The 16,420-nt window shown below is 64.3% G+C and carries 18 protein-coding genes; 8 read left to right on the top strand and 10 right to left on the bottom strand.

Annotated features, from left to right (window positions below; translation table 11 throughout):
* Nucleotides 1-91: 91 nt before the first annotated feature.
* The 4 genes from ACZYX4_RS00950 (at nucleotide 92) to ACZYX4_RS00935 (ending at nucleotide 3,945) form a co-directional block, all read left to right on the top strand.
* Complete coding sequence (locus ACZYX4_RS00950) at nucleotides 92-1,471, top strand: CpaF family protein (RefSeq protein WP_463873001.1); 1,380 nt, start codon at nucleotides 92-94, stop codon at nucleotides 1,469-1,471.
* The gene (locus tag ACZYX4_RS00945) at nucleotides 1,471-2,415 is read left to right on the top strand and encodes a type II secretion system F family protein (RefSeq protein WP_463873000.1); all 945 of its coding nucleotides are present in this window, start codon (nucleotides 1,471-1,473) and stop codon (nucleotides 2,413-2,415) included. The genes ACZYX4_RS00950 and ACZYX4_RS00945 overlap by 1 nt, the downstream gene beginning before the upstream one ends.
* 46 nt (nucleotides 2,416-2,461) lie before the next feature.
* The gene (locus ACZYX4_RS00940) at nucleotides 2,462-3,343 is read left to right on the top strand and encodes a type II secretion system F family protein (RefSeq protein ID WP_463872999.1); all 882 of its coding nucleotides are present in this window, start codon (nucleotides 2,462-2,464) and stop codon (nucleotides 3,341-3,343) included.
* Nucleotides 3,344-3,504: 161 nt separating this feature from the next.
* Nucleotides 3,505-3,945 carry an Hpt domain-containing protein gene (locus ACZYX4_RS00935; protein ID WP_463872998.1) on the top strand — a complete coding sequence of 147 codons (441 nt, stop codon included), beginning with the start codon at nucleotides 3,505-3,507 and terminating at the stop codon, nucleotides 3,943-3,945.
* A gap of 16 nt (nucleotides 3,946-3,961) precedes the next feature.
* Here ACZYX4_RS00935 and ACZYX4_RS00930 read toward each other — a convergent pair whose 3' ends face one another.
* Nucleotides 3,962-4,795, bottom strand: a complete 834-nt coding sequence (locus ACZYX4_RS00930) for a response regulator transcription factor (RefSeq protein ID WP_463872997.1) — start codon at nucleotides 4,793-4,795, stop codon at nucleotides 3,962-3,964.
* A 255-nt stretch (nucleotides 4,796-5,050) separates the two neighbouring features.
* On the opposite strand from ACZYX4_RS00930, the gene ACZYX4_RS00925 reads away from it, so the two are divergent.
* A complete protein-coding gene (locus tag ACZYX4_RS00925; protein WP_463872996.1) occupies nucleotides 5,051-5,875 on the top strand; it encodes a sensor histidine kinase in 825 nt (274 codons plus the stop codon).
* A 44-nt stretch (nucleotides 5,876-5,919) separates the two neighbouring features.
* On the opposite strand, the gene ACZYX4_RS00920 is transcribed toward ACZYX4_RS00925, so the two are convergent.
* The 8 genes from ACZYX4_RS00920 to ACZYX4_RS00885 all read right to left on the bottom strand — a co-directional run bounded on the left by ACZYX4_RS00920 (nucleotide 5,920) and on the right by ACZYX4_RS00885 (nucleotide 11,306).
* Nucleotides 5,920-6,810 carry a tRNA pseudouridine synthase A gene (locus ACZYX4_RS00920; RefSeq protein WP_463872995.1) on the bottom strand — a complete coding sequence of 297 codons (891 nt, stop codon included), beginning with the start codon at nucleotides 6,808-6,810 and terminating at the stop codon, nucleotides 5,920-5,922.
* A gap of 32 nt (nucleotides 6,811-6,842) precedes the next feature.
* Complete coding sequence (gene rplQ / locus ACZYX4_RS00915; protein WP_463872994.1) at nucleotides 6,843-7,517, bottom strand: 50S ribosomal protein L17, sunset domain variant; 675 nt, start codon at nucleotides 7,515-7,517, stop codon at nucleotides 6,843-6,845.
* A gap of 76 nt (nucleotides 7,518-7,593) precedes the next feature.
* Nucleotides 7,594-8,604, bottom strand: a complete 1,011-nt coding sequence (locus tag ACZYX4_RS00910) for a DNA-directed RNA polymerase subunit alpha (protein WP_307034754.1) — start codon at nucleotides 8,602-8,604, stop codon at nucleotides 7,594-7,596.
* A 133-nt stretch (nucleotides 8,605-8,737) separates the two neighbouring features.
* A complete protein-coding gene (gene rpsK, locus ACZYX4_RS00905) occupies nucleotides 8,738-9,139 on the bottom strand; it encodes a 30S ribosomal protein S11 (RefSeq protein ID WP_018773682.1) in 402 nt (133 codons plus the stop codon).
* 52 nt (nucleotides 9,140-9,191) lie between these two features.
* Complete coding sequence (gene rpsM, locus ACZYX4_RS00900; RefSeq protein ID WP_024366110.1) at nucleotides 9,192-9,566, bottom strand: 30S ribosomal protein S13; 375 nt, start codon at nucleotides 9,564-9,566, stop codon at nucleotides 9,192-9,194.
* Nucleotides 9,567-9,750: 184 nt separating this feature from the next.
* Nucleotides 9,751-9,864 (bottom strand): 50S ribosomal protein L36, encoded by a 114-nt coding sequence (rpmJ, locus tag ACZYX4_RS00895; RefSeq protein ID WP_009358722.1) that lies wholly within the window; start codon nucleotides 9,862-9,864, stop codon nucleotides 9,751-9,753.
* Between the two features lie 68 nt (nucleotides 9,865-9,932).
* Nucleotides 9,933-10,154, bottom strand: coding sequence for a translation initiation factor IF-1 (infA, locus tag ACZYX4_RS00890; protein WP_009358723.1), 222 nt, complete (start codon nucleotides 10,152-10,154; stop codon nucleotides 9,933-9,935).
* Between the two features lie 177 nt (nucleotides 10,155-10,331).
* Complete coding sequence (locus ACZYX4_RS00885; protein WP_463872993.1) at nucleotides 10,332-11,306, bottom strand: P1 family peptidase; 975 nt, start codon at nucleotides 11,304-11,306, stop codon at nucleotides 10,332-10,334.
* Between the two features lie 265 nt (nucleotides 11,307-11,571).
* Here ACZYX4_RS00885 and ACZYX4_RS00880 point away from each other — a divergent pair, with 265 nt between their 5' ends.
* The 3 genes from ACZYX4_RS00880 to ACZYX4_RS00870 all read left to right on the top strand — a co-directional run bounded on the left by ACZYX4_RS00880 (nucleotide 11,572) and on the right by ACZYX4_RS00870 (nucleotide 14,866).
* Entirely contained in the window at nucleotides 11,572-12,522 is a 951-nt protein-coding gene (locus ACZYX4_RS00880; protein ID WP_463872992.1) for a carbohydrate ABC transporter permease, read from the top strand.
* Nucleotides 12,519-13,451 (top strand): carbohydrate ABC transporter permease, encoded by a 933-nt coding sequence (locus ACZYX4_RS00875; RefSeq protein ID WP_463872991.1) that lies wholly within the window; start codon nucleotides 12,519-12,521, stop codon nucleotides 13,449-13,451. The genes ACZYX4_RS00880 and ACZYX4_RS00875 overlap by 4 nt, the downstream gene beginning before the upstream one ends.
* Nucleotides 13,452-13,519: 68 nt before the next feature.
* Nucleotides 13,520-14,866 carry an ABC transporter substrate-binding protein gene (locus ACZYX4_RS00870; protein ID WP_463872990.1) on the top strand — a complete coding sequence of 449 codons (1,347 nt, stop codon included), beginning with the start codon at nucleotides 13,520-13,522 and terminating at the stop codon, nucleotides 14,864-14,866.
* 699 nt (nucleotides 14,867-15,565) lie between these two features.
* Here ACZYX4_RS00870 and map read toward each other — a convergent pair.
* A complete protein-coding gene (gene map / locus ACZYX4_RS00865; protein ID WP_463872989.1) occupies nucleotides 15,566-16,393 on the bottom strand; it encodes a type I methionyl aminopeptidase in 828 nt (275 codons plus the stop codon).
* Nucleotides 16,394-16,420: the final 27 nt, after the last annotated feature.

Raw genomic sequence — 16,420 nt, 5'->3', positions numbered from 1 at the left:
CGCCCGCGTCCCGTCGCCTTCAGCGGCACCAAGTGTACGTCAGCGCCCTGCCGGCAGGAACGAGTCCAATCCGTCCGGCGAGGACTCGCCGATGACGAACTCAACCATCGAATCCGTACCGCCGCCAGCGTTTGATGCGGCGCGGCCTTCACGAAGCGGGAAATCCTCCACCCCTATTCCGCCGGCACGGGATGCCCTGGCGAAGCTGAAGGACAGGGCGGGGGTCATCCTTTTTGAACGGCTGGGAACGCGGCTGCTGGACCCCTTGCTGACCGAAGAGCAGCTGTACACCCTTGTCCAGGAGGAATTGGTCCAGGTGGTGGAAGAGGAAGAAGTTCCGCTGACCAAGGAGGAACGGCAGCGGTTGATTCGGGGCGTTAGTGATGACGTCTTGGGGTATGGACCCCTGCAGCGTCTGCTGGACGACGAGGAGATCACGGAAATCATGGTCAACGGACCAGACATGATCTACGTCGAACACAAGGGCAAACTCACCCTCAGCGGCGTTCGGTTCGCCTCGGAGGACCATCTGCGCAAGGTCATCGAACGGATTGTGGCCCGTGTGGGCCGGCGCATTGACGAGTCGTCACCGCTTGTGGACGCGCGGCTCGCGGACGGGTCCCGGGTCAATGCGGTCATACCGCCGCTGGCCGTCAACGGGTCTTCATTGACCATTCGAAAATTCGCGACCGACCCGTTCCAGGTCAGCGACCTCATCGGCTTCGGCACCCTGTCTCCGGAAATGGCGGAATTGCTTGATGCCTGCGTCAAGGCCAGGCTCAACATCATTGTGTCCGGCGGAACCGGCACCGGAAAGACCACACTGCTCAATGTCCTGTCATCTTTCATCCCTGAGGATGAACGGATCGTGACCATCGAGGATGCGGTGGAGCTCCAATTGCAGCAGGATCACGTGGTGCGTCTTGAAAGCCGTCCTTCCAACATCGAGGGCAAAGGGGCAATCACAATCCGGGATCTGGTCCGGAACTCCCTGCGGATGAGGCCGGACCGGATCGTGGTGGGTGAGGTCCGCGGTGGGGAGACCCTGGACATGCTCCAGGCAATGAACACAGGCCACGACGGGTCGTTGTCCACGGTTCATTCAAACTCTCCACGGGATGCGATCGCCCGGATGGAGACGCTGGTATTGATGGCGGGCATGGACCTGCCTTTGCGCGCGGTGCGCGAGCAGATCGCGTCCGCCGTGGATGTGATTGTCCAGCTCACCCGGTTGCGGGACGGCACACGGCGGGTCACACACGTGACCGAAGTCCAGGGTATGGAAGGCGAAATCGTCACGCTGCAGGATGCGTTTGTTTTTGACTACAGCGCTGGTCTCGATGCCAACGGCCGTTTTCTCGGTAAGCCTGTACCGACTGGCGTGCGGCCAAAATTCACCGAACGGTTCAATGAGCTGGGCATCGAGTTGTCTCCCAGCGTATTCGGGACCCCCGCGGCCAGGAGAACCTGATGAGTCCTGAGCCGTCGGTACTCCTCCTCATGGTGGGTTGCCTGCTCTGCTACTCGGGCCTGGCCGTCGGCGCGTTTCTTGTTGTGGCTCCCCGGCAGCCCAGGAACTCCCTGAACCGGGCTGCAACCACCGGCACTCCATCCTCCTCCCGGCTGGCTACCTGGGTAACCCAGCAGGTAGAGGGACTGCTCAGCCGCCAAAACTACGCCGCCGTGATCGCCGGCGCCATCGAAGCTGCGGGATTGAAGTTTAGGCCCGCTGAATTCCTCCTGCTCACCGCGGCCGCGTGCGTCGTGGCTGCAGCCGTTGGCCTTATCGCCGGCGGGCCTTTCCTCGCCTTGGTCCTGGCCATTGCGTCGCCCCTCGGCGCACGTGTTGGGTTGCGGTTCTCGGCCGCCCACCGGCGGAAGCGCTTCGCCGACCAGTTGGACGACACCCTCCAACTGCTTTCTGGGGGCCTCCGTGCCGGCCACAGCCTTCTGCGGGCGATCGATGCAGTCTCCGGCGAGTCCGAGTCTCCCACGTCGGAGGAGTTCACCCGCATCATCAATGAAACGAGACTGGGCCGGGATCTGGGTGATGCCCTCGACGACGCGGCCGAACGGATGAAGTCGGAAGACTTTTCCTGGGTTTCCCAGGCTATGGCCATTCACCGCGAGGTTGGCGGGAACCTGGCCGATGTCCTGGACCAGGTCGGGCATACCATCCGTGAACGCAACCAGATCCGGGGACAGGTCAAGTCCCTGAGTGCAGAAGGAAAGATCTCCGCCATTGTTTTGATGGTGCTCCCCTTCGGACTGGGCGGAACACTCGTGGTCATCAGCCCGGGATATATGGATCCCCTGTTTGAAAACCCGATCGGTTGGGTGCTGATCGGCGTCTCTGCCGTCCTGCTGACCGTTGGAGCCTTGTGGCTGCGCAAAGTGGTCAGCTTCAAGTTCTAGCAGGCAGTTCTTCACGCAAGTCCCAGCCATACGATAAGGACGAAAAATGTCGCCGTTAGCAGTGAGCGGTATTGTGGCCGTCGCAGCAGCAATTCTGCTGCTGGGCTGGTCAATTCAGGGACATCAACGTCCCGGGCGGCGCATCATCCAGGAGAGCCTCTCGCGGGGACTGACTGCTGGAAAGAAGCAGCCGAAACAGAAGGCCCAACGCTTTGAAGCCCTGGCCAACCGCTATACGCCCGGCAGGTTGATCGCGGGACTCGACCGGAAACTGGCCTTGGCAGGCAGGCCTGCTTCCTGGCCGCTAAAACGCGTCGTCGCCGCCAAGATTGTCCTGGCAGCCTCGGCTGGCATCCTTGGAGTCCTGTATTTTAACGGTGCCCCCACGGGGAAGTCCGCTCTGCTGGCACTCTTCGTGACGGCCGTTTCCTATTTCGTACCGGACCTTCTCATCCATAGCAAGGGCACTGAAAGACAGAATGCCATCATGCTTGAACTTCCGGACACGCTGGACCAAATGACCATCGCCGTCGAGGCCGGCCTCGGGTTCGACGCAGCAATGGCCCGCACAGGTCAAAATGGCCATGGACCGTTGGCAGCGGAATTTGTCCGGACTCTTCAGGATATGCAATTGGGGATGTCCCGTCGCGAAGCCTATGACGCGATGAAAGAACGGACCAGCGCGCCCGATCTCCGACGATTCGTCAGTGCGATTCTGCAGGCGGACAAGTACGGAATCTCGATTTCCGGCGTTCTGCGAACGCAGGCCAGCGAAATGCGGATCAAGCGCCGGCAGAGGGCCGAGGAAAAAGCCATGCAGATTCCGGTCAAGGTGCTCTTTCCACTGATGGTCTGCATCATGCCGGTGCTGTTCATTGCCCTTCTGGGGCCTGCCGCCATCAACGTGATGGAGACTCTGGGAGGGTAGTTTCCCGGCACCTCACCGCGGCAACACAGCGGCGTGAGTTAATCCTGCACGGCGTCCGGTCCTAAGATCCGCCCCGACCGCCAGCACAGATATGCCGCAGCGTTTACATAGGTTCGCCTGCTGCTCAGGCTTTTCCCAAGCTCCGAACGTAGCCTTGAGGCATGTCTGATGCAAAGCAGAGCAAGGGCGGCGGTACTCATGGTGCCTGCCGCCCTCCTTCCGGCTACTCTGCAGGGGCGACGCCTGAGGGACCACCGGAGATCCCCGTCCTGGACCTTGAAGTTCTTCGCGGTTTGGAGGAAGAAGCTGGCGGCGCCAGAGTGGCCCGTAATTTCGCCCTGGACTACATCGGCATCTGGGACAAGCGGCTCTCGTACCTGGAGCGCTCAGTGGAAGGCCATGATGTCGAACAGGCGATGGATGCTCTCATCAGCGTGAAAATATCCGCGCTCATGGTTGGTGCGTCCCGGCTTGCGAGACTGGCGGTGGAAGCCGAATGCCTCCTCCGGGCCAGGGACCTGACCGCCGTACGGCTACTTCTGCCGGACCTCGCGCAAACGGGCGAAGAAACAGTAATAGCCTTGAAAATCGGTTATCTGTGACGCCCGGGACAAACTTCTAGGCCCGGCTCGGCGCCCGCCGGTAACCTACTCCGCGAACAGTGATCAGCCATCGGGGGTTCTGGGGATCTTCGCCGAGCTTGCGACGGAGATTCCCGATGTGGACCTCCACCGCCCGTTCATCAGCTCCGCTGATGTAGGTGTCGTCACGGTAGTGCCCTCCCCGCACCACACGCACCAGGTCCGACCGGGTTCGAACCGCCCCGGACCCCCGCAACACCTCCTGGAGGAGGTCGAATTCGCTGCGCGTGAGCACCAACTCCTTGCCGTGCGAGACCACCGTCCGGGTGGCCGTGTTCAGTGAAAGCCCATTGTGACGCAGGACCTCCGCTCCGGACTCCCCGGGGTCAAGGGCGGAACCGGGGTCATGCTCAGCGTCCAACGCCGAGATCCCAACACCGTCCGTGACGGCGACCTCCCCGCCCGCCTCGGCCCGTGCCCCTGCGCCCGTACCTGCGCCCTGCCGGGGCCGGCGCATCATCGCCGCGACCCGCGCCCGCAGCTCGCGCGGGCGGAACGGTTTGGTCATAAAATCGTCGGCCCCGGTGTGCAGTGCGGTAAGCGTGTCCAGCTCATCCGTCCTGGCGGTCAGCATGACTACATAGGCGTCGCTGAACTCCCGGATCCGGCGCAGGACTTCAAAGCCGTCAATGTCGTGCAGGCCCACGTCCAAGGTGACGACGCTGGCCTTCCGGCTGCGCACTGCCTCAACCCCCGCACGCCCGCTGGCCGCGCCGTGGACGTCAAATCCCGCCTGGCTCAACACCGCTTCAACGAGGTGACGCACGTCTTCGTCGTCCTCGACGACGACTGCTACTCCCAAATCAGGCATGGCCCCCCTTTGCATCTGAACGCTGCGGCATCTACCCCCATAGCAGCCGTGTTGTTACTGCAGCGCACTCGTGGTGCGCCAGTAATGTCAGAGTACCCACGCTATAGCGGTAATTACTGTTTAGGCACAGCTGCAGCCACAAATATTCATCCTGTGTAAAGCTAGCGTGAGGAAGGCCGATAAATTGAAACAGCGAGAAGGGGCGCGGTCTTATTGGGTAGACAGCAACTTGTCCGGAATCCGCAGGGTTTCTCTGTGCGATTCCCGGGGCGTCTGCAGACTTTGTTCCGGCTGACCCGGGGGCGGGAAGCCGAGCTTCATACCCTCCTCGCCGACAGCCGCGAACGCGAACGGCTGCTCACCGACGAGGTCACCGGGCTGGCCGAGGCCCTGTTGGCCAAGGACGGCCTTGTTTCCACCGTCTCGCACGAGTTCCGCACCCCGTTGACGTCGATCATCGGCAACCTGGACCTAATCCTCGGCGAATCGGCAGAGCTCTCCCCTGCCGCCGTGCGCCGGATTGAAATCGCGCAGCGGAACGCCGAGCGGCTGCTGGCACTGGTCTCGGACCTGATGATGGCCGCCGACTCAGCCATGCACGTCAACCCGCGCCGGACCGACCTGGCAAGCCTGGTCGAAGCGAGCCTCGGCTCGGCCCAGGCCCACGCCCAGGCATCGCAGGTTACGCTATCCACGGACCTGCCGGGTCCGCTCTGGGCCGAGGTGGACCCGCTGCGGATCAGCCAGGCCCTCGACAATCTCGTCTCCAATGCCATCAAGTATTCGCCCGACGGCGGCACCGTCCACGTCTCCGCGAGCTCCGGGGGCGGCCGGGTGCTGCTGCACGTGAAGGACGAAGGAATGGGCATGACAGCTGCCGACGCCGACAGGGTCTTCACCCGCTTCTTCCGCAGCCCCGTGGTCCGCGGGGGCCCGATTCCCGGTGCCGGGCTGGGCCTGTCCATCACCAAGGCGATCATCGAACGGCACGGCGGTACCATTTCCTGCAGCACGCGTCCTGGCTGCGGGAGCACCTTCACCGTGGAGCTTCCCGCCGAGGCGGCGCCGCCTGCTTCCTAGGTCCTGCGGACGCGTGTTTCCAGGTGTGGCGGATGCAGGCTGCGCTACTGGCGCACAGCGCGCGTCAGCTCGGCCCGGGCCAGCAGCCCGCTGGCCGAGGGGTACGCCACCTCTTCCAGCACCAGGGGGTGCGGGGCGGCCAGCACGGACTTGGCGTCCCGCTGCCGCTTGAGCAGCCGTTCGTGCAGCCAGCCCGGCTCCTCGATGCCGGCCCCCACAAACAGCGCCGATCCCACCAGGGAGCGCACCATGTTGTGGCAGAACGCATCGGCCTGGACCGTGGCCACCAGGACGCCGTCAGCGCCGCGGGCAAACTCGAACCGCTGAAGTTCACGGATGGTCGTGGCGCCTTCGCGCGGCTTGCAGTAGGACCGGAAATCCTGGAGTCCCAGCAGCTGCGAGGCACCTTCGTTGAGCAGGCCGACGTCGAGCCGGTCCTGATGCCACAGGGTGGCGGTGCGGCCCAGCGGGTCCCAGAGGAGAGGGCCATCTGCAATCCGGTAGCTGTAGCGGCGCCAGAGCGCGGAGAACCGGGCGTCGAACCCTTCGGTAGCGATGGAGACCTTGCGGACCTCGATGGCCCCGGTCAGGTCGCCCAGCCCGCAACTGAGGGCGCCGCGGAGCCGCCGCAGCAGGGCGACCGCAGGATCCAGCTCCACACCGCGGTTGAGGCCCATCCACTCCGTCTCCGTGAAGTCCACGTGCACCACCTGGCCGCGGGCGTGCACGCCGGCGTCGGTCCGCCCGGCGACGGTGACCCTGATGGGCCTGCGGATCAGCAATCCAATGGCCTCTTCCAGGGTGCCCTGGACGGTACGCCGTCCGGGCTGGACGGCCCACCCGCTGAACGGTCCGCCGTCGTACGCAAGATCAAGCCGGACACGCAAAAACCCGCCGCCCCCTCTAGCGGGGGCAGCGGGTTTCTGGTGGTTCATAGACTTCAATCTACTGCCGAAAGAAGGCGAGACTACTCAGCGTCGCCAGCCTGCGCAGCGTCGCCGCCGGCAGGGGCGAAGCCGGCAGCTGCTGCCGATTCTGCGGATTCGAACCAGACTTCAGCAACCGTTTCGTTGTACCAGCGGGAGCCCGGTACGTGGAACTTCATGGAGTCCTCGTTGCCCTTGACAGCGAAGCCCTCAGGAGCAGCATTGTCAGCGGTGGCAGGCTTGGAGCCGGCGTACTTGGACTCAGCGGCCTCGGCCTCGACGGGAGCTTCCTCGGCAGCCGGAGCAGCCTTGGCGGCAGCCTGGGTAGCCTCGGCAACGACTGCCTGCTTGGCGGAAACCGGCTCGAGAACCAGTTCGATGACAGCCATGGGAGCGTTGTCGCCCTTGCGGTTGCCGATCTTGGTGATGCGGGTGTAGCCACCGTTGCGGTTTTCCACTGCCTGGGCAATGTCGGTGAACAGCTCGTGGACGATGCCCTTGTCGCTGATCAGGCCGAGTACACGGCGGCGGGAAGCCAGGTCACCACGCTTGGCGAAAGTCACCAGGCGCTCGGCGTACGGCTTCAGCCGCTTGGCCTTGGTCACCGTGGTGGTGATCCGCTTGTGCTCGAACAGTGCTGCGGACAGGTTCGCGAGCATCAGGCGCTCGTGACTCGCTCCGCCTCCGAGGCGCGGACCCTTAGCGGGGGTAGGCATAATAGTTTCTCCTCATATGGAAGCCGTTGGGCTGCGCACACCGTGGTGCACCAGCCGGCAGGCCAAGATCTGTTTGTTAGAGCTCGTCGTCGCTGAAAGCGGCGTCGTCCTCTTCAATTGCTGCGGCGCGTGCTGCGAGGTCAAAACCGGGAGGCGAGTCCTTGAGGGACAGGCCCAGTTCAACCAGCTTTGCCTTGACCTCATCGATGGACTTCGCACCGAAGTTACGGATGTCCATGAGGTCGGCCTCGGAGCGGGCCACGAGTTCACCCACGGAGTGGATGCCCTCACGCTTGAGGCAGTTGTAGGAACGGACGGTGAGGTCCAGATCCTCGATCGGCAGGGCCATGTCTGCTGCCAGGGCAGCATCCGTCGGCGACGGGCCGATCTCGATACCTTCAGCTGCGGTGTTCAGCTCGCGGGCCAGACCGAACAGTTCCACCAGGGTGGTACCTGCCGAAGCGACAGCATCGCGCGGGGCGATGGCCTGCTTGGTCTCGACGTCGACAATGAGCTTGTCGAAGTCAGTGCGCTGCTCAACACGGGTTGCTTCCACGCGGAAAGTAACCTTCAGGACCGGCGAGTAGATCGAGTCGACCGGAATACGGCCGATCTCGGAGTCGCCGGACTTGTTCTGAGCTGCCGAAACGTAGCCGCGGCCGCGCTCGATGGTCAGTTCGAGTTCGAACTTGCCCTTCGAGTTCAGCGTGGCAATGTGCAGATCCGGGTTGTGGAATTCGACGCCGGCCGGCGGAGCGATGTCCGCGGCGGTGACGACTCCCGGGCCCTGCTTGCGCAGGTAAGCAACAACCGGCTCGTCGTGCTCGGAGGAGACCGACAGGTTCTTGATGTTCAGGATGATCTCAGTGACATCTTCCTTGACACCCGGAACCGTGGTGAACTCGTGCAGCACGCCATCGATCCGGATGCTCGTGACAGAGGCACCGGGGATGGAAGAGAGCAGGGTACGGCGGAGGGAGTTTCCGAGGGTGTAACCGAAACCGGGCTCCAGCGGTTCAATGATGAAGCGGGAGCGGTTATCGGAGACGACCTCTTCGGAGAGGGTGGGGCGCTGTGCAATGAGCACTTAGGTTTCCTTTCGGCGAGCATCCGCTATATGACGCAACACAGGTGGTGGAAAGATCGGTCTGAAGACTTAACGCGGCTGGGCTTGCCCGGACCCGTGGGGGTCCGGGCAAGCACCGGTGCGTTGGAAAGCCTTAGACGCGGCGGCGCTTCGGCGGACGGCAGCCGTTGTGGGCGCTGGGGGTTACATCCTGGATGGATCCAACCTCAAGGCCAGCGGCCTGCAGTGAACGGATAGCCGTTTCACGTCCCGAGCCCGGGCCCTTGACGAATACGTCAACCTTGCGCATACCGTGCTCCTGCGCACGCTTTGCGGCGGCTTCGGCGGCCATCTGGGCTGCGAACGGGGTGGACTTACGTGAGCCCTTGAAGCCAACCTCACCGGACGAAGCCCAGGAGATGACAGCACCGTTCGGGTCCGTGATGGACACGATGGTGTTGTTAAAGGTGCTCTTGATGTGCGCCTGGCCCAGCGCGATATTCTTTTTGTCCTTCTTACGCGGCTTGCGAACCGCGCCACGAGTCTTCGGGGGCATTATTTCTCCTACAGAAAGTTATTGGGGGAAAACCGAGTTAGTCCCTCAGGACCTATCTGGTCTTCTTCTTGCCTGCAACGGTGCGCTTCGGACCCTTGCGGGTACGTGCGTTCGTCTTCGTACGCTGTCCGCGCACTGGCAGGCCCTTACGGTGGCGAATACCTTCGTAGCTGCCGATTTCAACCTTGCGGCGGATATCTGCTGCTACTTCGCGGCGAAGGTCACCCTCAACCTTGTAGTTGCCTTCAATGTAATCACGCAGCTGGACGAGCTCGGCGTCGGACAGGTCCTTGACCCGAACGTCCGCGCTGATGCCGGTGGCAGCCAGGGTTTCGTGTGCACGGGTCTTGCCCACGCCGTAGATGTAAGTAAGCGCAATTTCCAACCGCTTTTCGCGGGGAATGTCTACGCCAGCGAGACGAGCCATAGAGGCAGTGCTCCTTGAATAAACCGGAGGTCGTAGGCAGTACACCCGCACATTCCGTGCGGCCCCAGCCTCCGACCGGGGGTTGGCTGTCCGGACTCGTTCTAGCTCAGTGTCCCAGATCAGCTTGTGCTGCCTTTTATTTACTTGCGTGGGTTAGCAACCCAGGATTTCCCGAAGAGGGAAATTAGCCCTGGCGCTGCTTGTGGCGCGGGTTCTCGCAGATCACCATGACCCGGCCATTACGGCGGATCACTTTGCACTTTTCGCAGATCTGCTTGACGCTCGGCTTGACCTTCATGGCGTTCCTTTGCGTGTTGCAGTGGTCAGCTGGACCGGCCTTCGGCTGTTGCTCTGGCCGCCCAGTGTTTACTTGTAGCGGTAGACGATACGACCACGTGTCAGGTCGTACGGGCTCAGCTCCACCACTACCCGGTCCTCAGGGAGAATCCTGATGTAGTGCTGGCGCATCTTTCCAGAGATGTGTGCCAGAACGATGTGCTTGTTGGTGAGCTCAACGCGAAACATCGCGTTAGGCAGCGCCTCAGTCACAACGCCCTCGATCTCAATGACCCCGTCCTTCTTGGCCATACCCTCCGCTAACTGTTGTTTGCCGCAGCCCTTCGGCTTGCACCGGAAATAACCGCGGACGTTTTTGATTGATTGGCTGATGCCTCCCGGTCCCAAAAGGGCACAACAGGGCAGACAACCAACACCAAACATTACGCCATGACGGCCTGAATGTTAAATCCCGCAAGCGTAGCGTACTCAGCCTCCGTATGCACCCAATTCGCCCGCCGGCGTGCTCACGGCCTCCGCGCAGTCGATCCCGTCCAGGATGGCCAGACGCACGACGTCGGCTGCCGCGCTCTGCAGGGTGATCAGGCCCGCCTGCCGGGCGGCCTCGCTGCTGCGGTCCAGTGCCAGCGCGCCGGTGGCGAGGCAGAAGACGGTGTCCCCGTCCGCGAGGGTGTGACTGGGGTTCAGCGCCCGGGCCAGCCCGGCGTGGGCGGCCGACGCCGTGCGCTTGCATTCGGCCTTGTCCAGGACCGCGTTCGTGGCGACGACGACAAGGGTGGTGTTGAGCGGGGGCAGCTCTCCCGGCGGCGCCTGCTCCGGACGTTCCGGCGCAGCTTTCGCCGAAACGGGCGCAACCCTCTGCGGCGATGTGCCGAACGGCAGTCCCAAAGCGTTGACTACTGCTATGGCCCCTACAACGACCCCGTTGTCCAGGGTGATGGAGGCTGTGCCTACTCCGCCTTTGTAGGTGCCCCGGCCGATTGCTGCTCCGGTGCCGGCGCCGACGTTGCCGCGTTCGACGTCGTGCCCGATATTGCGTGCGGCGGCGTCCGCGGTGGCCGCGTAGCCCATGGCCGCGTCCGGGCGGGCCGCGAAATTCCCGCCGCGGCCCAGGTCGAAAATGGCGGCCGCCGGGACGATCGGGACCACGCCGCCGGTCACTGCGAATCCCCGGCCATTCTCCTCGCACCAGCGCTGGGCCCCGTGGGCCGCGGCGAGACCGAAGGCGCTTCCCCCGGTGAGCACGACGGCGTCGACGGTCCGGGTCAGCGTCGTGGGGTCCAGGGCGTCCGTCTCGTGCGTCCCGGGCCCGCCGCCCCGGACATCGACGGAGCCCACCGTCCCGGCGGGCGGGAGCACCACCGTCACCCCGCTCAGCCAGCCCCCGCCCGTCCTGCCGGCATGACCCACTCTCAGGCCCGGCACATCAGTAATCGCAGTCATGGCTCTATTGTGCCCTCCGGTGCGGGGCCACTGCCCGGATCGGCCGCCCAGCGTCTGGAAGAATCTCGCCCGGACGTCCGTGTCCCAAACTGGCGTTGTGCAATACTGCAGGCAACACAGCGTTAACGGGCAACGAAGCCTTGGACAACAAAGCTCTACTGGTGTCTCGTGCGGGTTTCTGCCCACCAACCATGTGGTGAAGTGATAGCAAGGTTTCCCCGCCCACCCGCCTGCCCCGGCCGGCACGGACCCGTTAGAGACTTGAATGACGCGACAATTGACCGACCGGCCGCGCGCCGCCGTCGAGGCCAAACCGGCTCCGGCGCCGCGTGCCCGCTGGTCCGCCAGAGCCCGCCGGGACTTCTTCGTGTTCCTGGCCCTGGCCCTGCCCAACCTGATCCTGATTGCGGTGTTCACCTACCTCCCGCTCTTCAACAACATCTACTACTCCACCCTCGACTGGACGCTGGGCTCCGCCTCGGCCACGGCGGTGGGCCTGGATAACTACGTCACGTTCTTCACCAGTTCTGACGCCACCAAGGTCCTGGGCACCACCGCCATGTTCACCCTCATCACCGTCGGCGGGTCCATGATCCTGGGCCTGCTGGTGGCCCTGGCCCTGAACTCCAAGATCCGCGGCACAACGTTCGCACGCTCAGCCGTCTTCGCCCCCTACGTGCTCAGCGGCGTCGGCGTCGGCCTCGTCTGGCTGTTCATCTTCGATCCCGGCTACGGGGTGCTCGCCTGGCTGCTGCGCGGCATCGGCCAGCAGAGTCCGCAGTGGATCAATGATCCCCAGTTGTCCCTGGTGATGGTCATCATCGTCTACGTCTGGAAGAACCTGGGCTACTGCGCCGTCGTCTACCTTGCCGGGCTGCAGTCGCTCCCGCAGGATGTTATGGAGGCCGCGTCGCTCGACGGGGCCAACGGCTTCAAGCGCTTCGTCAGCATGGCCCTGCCGCTGCTCTCCCCCACGACGTTCTTCCTGCTCATCACCACGATGCTCAGCTCGCTGCAGGCTTTCGACCTGATCCGGATCATGACCCCGCTGGGCAACGGCACCAGCACCCTGATCTACGAGGCCTACCTCCAGGCCTTCGGGGCGTTCAACCGGGCCGGCTACTCGGCGGCAATCTCGGTGATTCTGTTCGCGATCCTGCTCATCATCACCGTGCTGCAGCTGCGGTTTGTCGAACGGAAGGTGCACTACTCGTGAGGCCGCTCTCCCCCGTCAGCCCTGACCCCGCCGCCCATGCCGGCCCCGCCTCCGGCGCGGAACCCGAGATACCCCTGCAGCGTCCCCGGCCGTTCTCCCGGGCCAACCTGACGCAGACCATTGCCGGCGGCTATCTTCCGCTGATCCTCACCACCCTGGTGGTGTTCCTGCCGCTGCTGTGGATGGTGCTGAGTTCGTTCAAGCTGCCCGGCGAGATCATCACCATGGACTTGCAGATCCTGCCGGAGAGCCTTAATCCCCAGAACTACAACATCGCCATGACGACGGTCCCTTTCGCCCAGTTCTTTATGAACAGCCTGATTGTCACCACCGTGGGCGCCACCATCAAGGTCCTGCTGGCCATCCTGACCGCCTACGCGCTCGTGTTTGTCCGTTTCCCGTACAAGAACGTCATCTTCGTGCTGATCCTGGTGGCCCTGATGGTCCCCCCGCAGGTATCCATCCTGCCCAACTACATCCTGATCGCAGGGATGGGCGGCAAGAACACACTGTGGGGCATCATCCTCCCGGGCCTGGGCACGGCGTTTGGCACGTTCCTGCTGCGCCAGCACTTCATGACCCTGCCCGCCTCCATCCTGGAATCGGCAGAGATCGACGGCGCCGGCCACTGGCGCCGCCTCTGGCAGATCGTGGCGCCGGTTTCCGGACCGTCAATCGCCACGGTTGCCCTCGTCGTCGTCGTGAGCGAATGGAACGACTACATCTGGCCGCTGATCATCACCGACCGCCCCGAGACGATGACCCTGCCGGTCGGCCTGACGCTGCTGCAGAACTCCGAGGGCAACGGCTCCGGCTGGGGCATCCTGATGGCCGGTGCCGTGCTGGTGATCGTACCCATCTTGCTGGTTTTCGCGGCTCTGCAGCGTTACATCGTGGCCGGCCTCACCCAGGGCAGCGTCACCGGGTGACGGTGCCTTCGAAAGCTCCAACTCAAACACAGCCATTCAACGAGTCAGCATCATCGAGAGGATCCACCATGGCATTGAATCTTGACCGCAGGCACTTCCTGGGACTGGCAGGTGCCGGCGCCGGCGCCGCCGCACTGTCGGCCTGCGGGGGCCCGTCCACCACAGGCCCCGCGGCGGCGACCGCGGCCGCCGACATCGATTTCAGCGGGGTCAAGCCCGCAGCCTCGATCGATTTCTGGTCCAACCACCCGGGCAAGTCCCAGGACGTGGAAAAGGCCATTATCGAGAAGTTCCATGCCAAGTTCCCGGAGATCAAGGTCAACCTGGTCACCGCCGGGGCGAACTATGAGGAAATCGCCCAGAAGTTCCAGACCTCCCAGGCCGCGAAGTCCGGCCTTCCGGGCCTCGTGGTGCTCTCGGATGTCTGGTGGTTCCGGTACTACTCCAACGGCAACATCATCGCCCTGGACAGCCTGATCAAGCAGCTGGACGTCAAGGTCGATGACTTCCAGAAGTCCCTGATCGCGGATTACCAGTACGAGGACAAGCAGTGGGCGCTCCCCTACGGCCGTTCCACCCCGCTGTTCTACTACAACAAGGACCACTTCAAGGCCGCCGGGCTGCCGGACCGCGCCCCGAAGACCTGGCAGGAGTTCGCCGAGTGGGCGCCCAAACTGAAGGCCAGTTCGGGTGCCCAGTACGCGTACATCTACCCGGCCCTGGCCGGCTACGCAGGCTGGACCCTGCAGAACAACCTGTGGGGCTGGGGCGGCAGCTGGTCCAACGAGTGGACCTTCAACTGCGATTCGGCCGAGTCGGTCGCCGCGCTGCAGTGGGCCCAGGACTCCATCTTCAAGGACAAGTGGGCCGGCGTCTCGTCCAAGGAAGCGGCCGATGACTTTGCTGCGGGGATCACCTCGTCAACGATTTCCTCGACGGGTTCCCTGCTGGGGGTCCTGAAGTCCGCGAAGTTCAACGTGGGCGTCGGCTACCTGCCAGGCGGTCCGAAGAACGAAAGCCCGGTGTGCCCCACCGGCGGCGCAGGCCTGGGCATCCCCAGCGGCGTCAGCAAGGAGGTGCAGCTCGCAGCTGCCACCTTCCTGAAATTCATGACGGAACCGGAAAACACGGCTCAGTTCTCCGCGGCCACCGGCTACATGCCCACCCGCACCTCGGCCGACATGACCGCGGTGCTGGCAAAGACCCCGCAGATCAAGACCGCCATGGACCAGCTTGCCGTGACCCGGGTGCAGGACAACGCCCGCGTGTTCCTGCCGGGCGCGGACCAGGAGATGGCCAAGTCCGCCGCGGCGATCCTCACCCAGCAAGGCGACGTCCAGGCCACCATGACGGCGCTCAAGGCCACCCTGGAGGGCATCTACACCAAGGACGTAAAGCCCAAGCTCAAGAGCTGACGACACGCTCGGTCTCCGCCCCTGCGACGAATCCCTGGCGCTGCTGGTCTTCCAGCAATGCCAGGGATTCGTCGTGTCTCGGGCCATGAGGCGCGCCGCGGGCGCCAGCGCGGGTCCTGGCGGTGATGCGCGTCGCCGGGTGCCGTGGGCGCCCCGCTGCGTGCCGGAGGCTAGGGGATCGGGACGGGCACGACGCCGAGCGTGGTCACTCCCGCTGCTCGTATTTTCCCCCGACGCGATAAAGCCCTGGCGCTGCCGTATTCCGGCGTCGCCAGGGTCTTGCTGTGTCGCTAGCAATCCCGGGCATCGCCGGCGCCAGCGCGGGTCAACGGCGGTAACACGCGCCGAGCGTGGTCACTCCTGCTGCTCGTATTTTCCGCCGACGCGATAAACCCCTGGCGCTGCCGTATTCCGGCGTCGCCAGGGTCTTTCTGTGTCGCGAGCAATCCCGGGCATCGCCGGCGCCAGCGCGGGTCAACGGCGGTAACACGCGCCGAGCGTGGTCACTCCCGCTGCTCGTATTTTCCGCCGACGCGATAAAACCCTGGCGCTGCCGTATTCAGGCGTCGCCAGGGTCTTGCCGTGTCGCGGGCAATCCCGGGCGTCGCCGGCGCTTGTGCGCGTCGCGGGCGCCAGCGCGGGTCGCTGGCGGTTGTGCGCGTCGCTGGGTGCCGCGGGCGCACCGCTGCGCGCAGGAGGCTAGGGGATCGGGACGGGCACGACGCCGAGAGGGGCCAGTTTCGCGGCTCCCCCGTCGGGCGCGGAGAGCACCCAGATGCCCTTGTCGTGGACCGCAACGGAATGCTCCCACTGGCAGGAGCGCTTGCCGTCGGTTGTCACCACGGTCCAGTCATCCTCCAGCACGGCGGTTTCGATGCCGCCGCGCACCAGCATCGGTTCGATGGCCAGGCACAGCCCCGGGCGGATCTTCGGCCCGTGGTGGTTGGTGCGGTAGTTCGGGACGTCGGGGGCCATGTGCATCTCGGAGCCGATGCCGTGGCCCACGTAGTCCTCGAGGATGCCCAGCGCCTTACCGGGCACGGAGGAAACATAGTCGTCCACGGCGTTGCCGATGTCGCCGACGAACTTCCCGGTCGCCAGGGCGGCAATCCCGTGCCACATCGCGGCCTCGGTGACGTCGGAGAGCCGCTGGTCCTCGGGGTCCGCGGTGCCCACGATCACGGTGCGGGCGGAGTCGGAGTGCCAGCCGCCCAGAATCGCGCCGCCGTCGATCGAGAGGATGTCCCCGTCCTGCAGGACGCGGTCCCCTGGGATGCCGTGTACGACCTCCTCATTGACCGAGGTGCAGATCATGGCGGGGAAGCCGTGGTAGCCCAGGAAATTCGAAGTGGCACCGGCGTCCTTGAGCACCGCGGCAAACACGGCGTCCAGGTCCTTGGTGGTCTTCCCCGGCGCAGCGGCCGCTACCGCGGCGTCGAGTGCCCGGCTGAGGACGAGCCCTGCCTCGTGCATGGAGCGCATCTGGGCGTTGGTCTTGTATTCGATGCGTGGCTGGCCGAATGCCATCAGCAACTTCCTTTCAATGGGGCTGGC

This window comes from Pseudarthrobacter leeuwenhoeki (assembly GCF_055412885.1).
The sequence above is the reverse complement of the archived record's forward strand: the minus strand, read 5'-3'. Positions and strand labels throughout refer to the sequence as shown.

Excerpts from the sequence above, each read along its gene's own strand:
- ACZYX4_RS00950 (WP_463873001.1), top strand. The coding sequence starts at position 92 with ATGACGAACTCAACCATCGAATCCGTACCGCCGCCAGCGTTTGATGCG.
- ACZYX4_RS00945 (WP_463873000.1), top strand. The coding sequence starts at position 1,471 with ATGAGTCCTGAGCCGTCGGTACTCCTCCTCATGGTGGGTTGCCTGCTC.
- ACZYX4_RS00940 (WP_463872999.1), top strand. The coding sequence starts at position 2,462 with ATGTCGCCGTTAGCAGTGAGCGGTATTGTGGCCGTCGCAGCAGCAATT.
- ACZYX4_RS00935 (WP_463872998.1), top strand. The coding sequence starts at position 3,505 with ATGTCTGATGCAAAGCAGAGCAAGGGCGGCGGTACTCATGGTGCCTGC.
- ACZYX4_RS00930 (WP_463872997.1), bottom strand. The coding sequence starts at position 4,795 with ATGCCTGATTTGGGAGTAGCAGTCGTCGTCGAGGACGACGAAGACGTG.
- ACZYX4_RS00920 (WP_463872995.1), bottom strand. The coding sequence starts at position 6,810 with ATGAACCACCAGAAACCCGCTGCCCCCGCTAGAGGGGGCGGCGGGTTT.
- rplQ (WP_463872994.1), bottom strand. The coding sequence starts at position 7,517 with ATGCCTACCCCCGCTAAGGGTCCGCGCCTCGGAGGCGGAGCGAGTCAC.
- rpsK (WP_018773682.1), bottom strand. The coding sequence starts at position 9,139 with ATGCCCCCGAAGACTCGTGGCGCGGTTCGCAAGCCGCGTAAGAAGGAC.
- rpsM (WP_024366110.1), bottom strand. The coding sequence starts at position 9,566 with ATGGCTCGTCTCGCTGGCGTAGACATTCCCCGCGAAAAGCGGTTGGAA.
- rpmJ (WP_009358722.1), bottom strand. The coding sequence starts at position 9,864 with ATGAAGGTCAAGCCGAGCGTCAAGCAGATCTGCGAAAAGTGCAAAGTG.
- infA (WP_009358723.1), bottom strand. The coding sequence starts at position 10,154 with ATGGCCAAGAAGGACGGGGTCATTGAGATCGAGGGCGTTGTGACTGAG.
- ACZYX4_RS00885 (WP_463872993.1), bottom strand. The coding sequence starts at position 11,306 with ATGACTGCGATTACTGATGTGCCGGGCCTGAGAGTGGGTCATGCCGGC.
- ACZYX4_RS00880 (WP_463872992.1), top strand. The coding sequence starts at position 11,572 with ATGACGCGACAATTGACCGACCGGCCGCGCGCCGCCGTCGAGGCCAAA.
- ACZYX4_RS00870 (WP_463872990.1), top strand. The coding sequence starts at position 13,520 with ATGGCATTGAATCTTGACCGCAGGCACTTCCTGGGACTGGCAGGTGCC.
- map (WP_463872989.1), bottom strand. The coding sequence starts at position 16,393 with ATGGCATTCGGCCAGCCACGCATCGAATACAAGACCAACGCCCAGATG.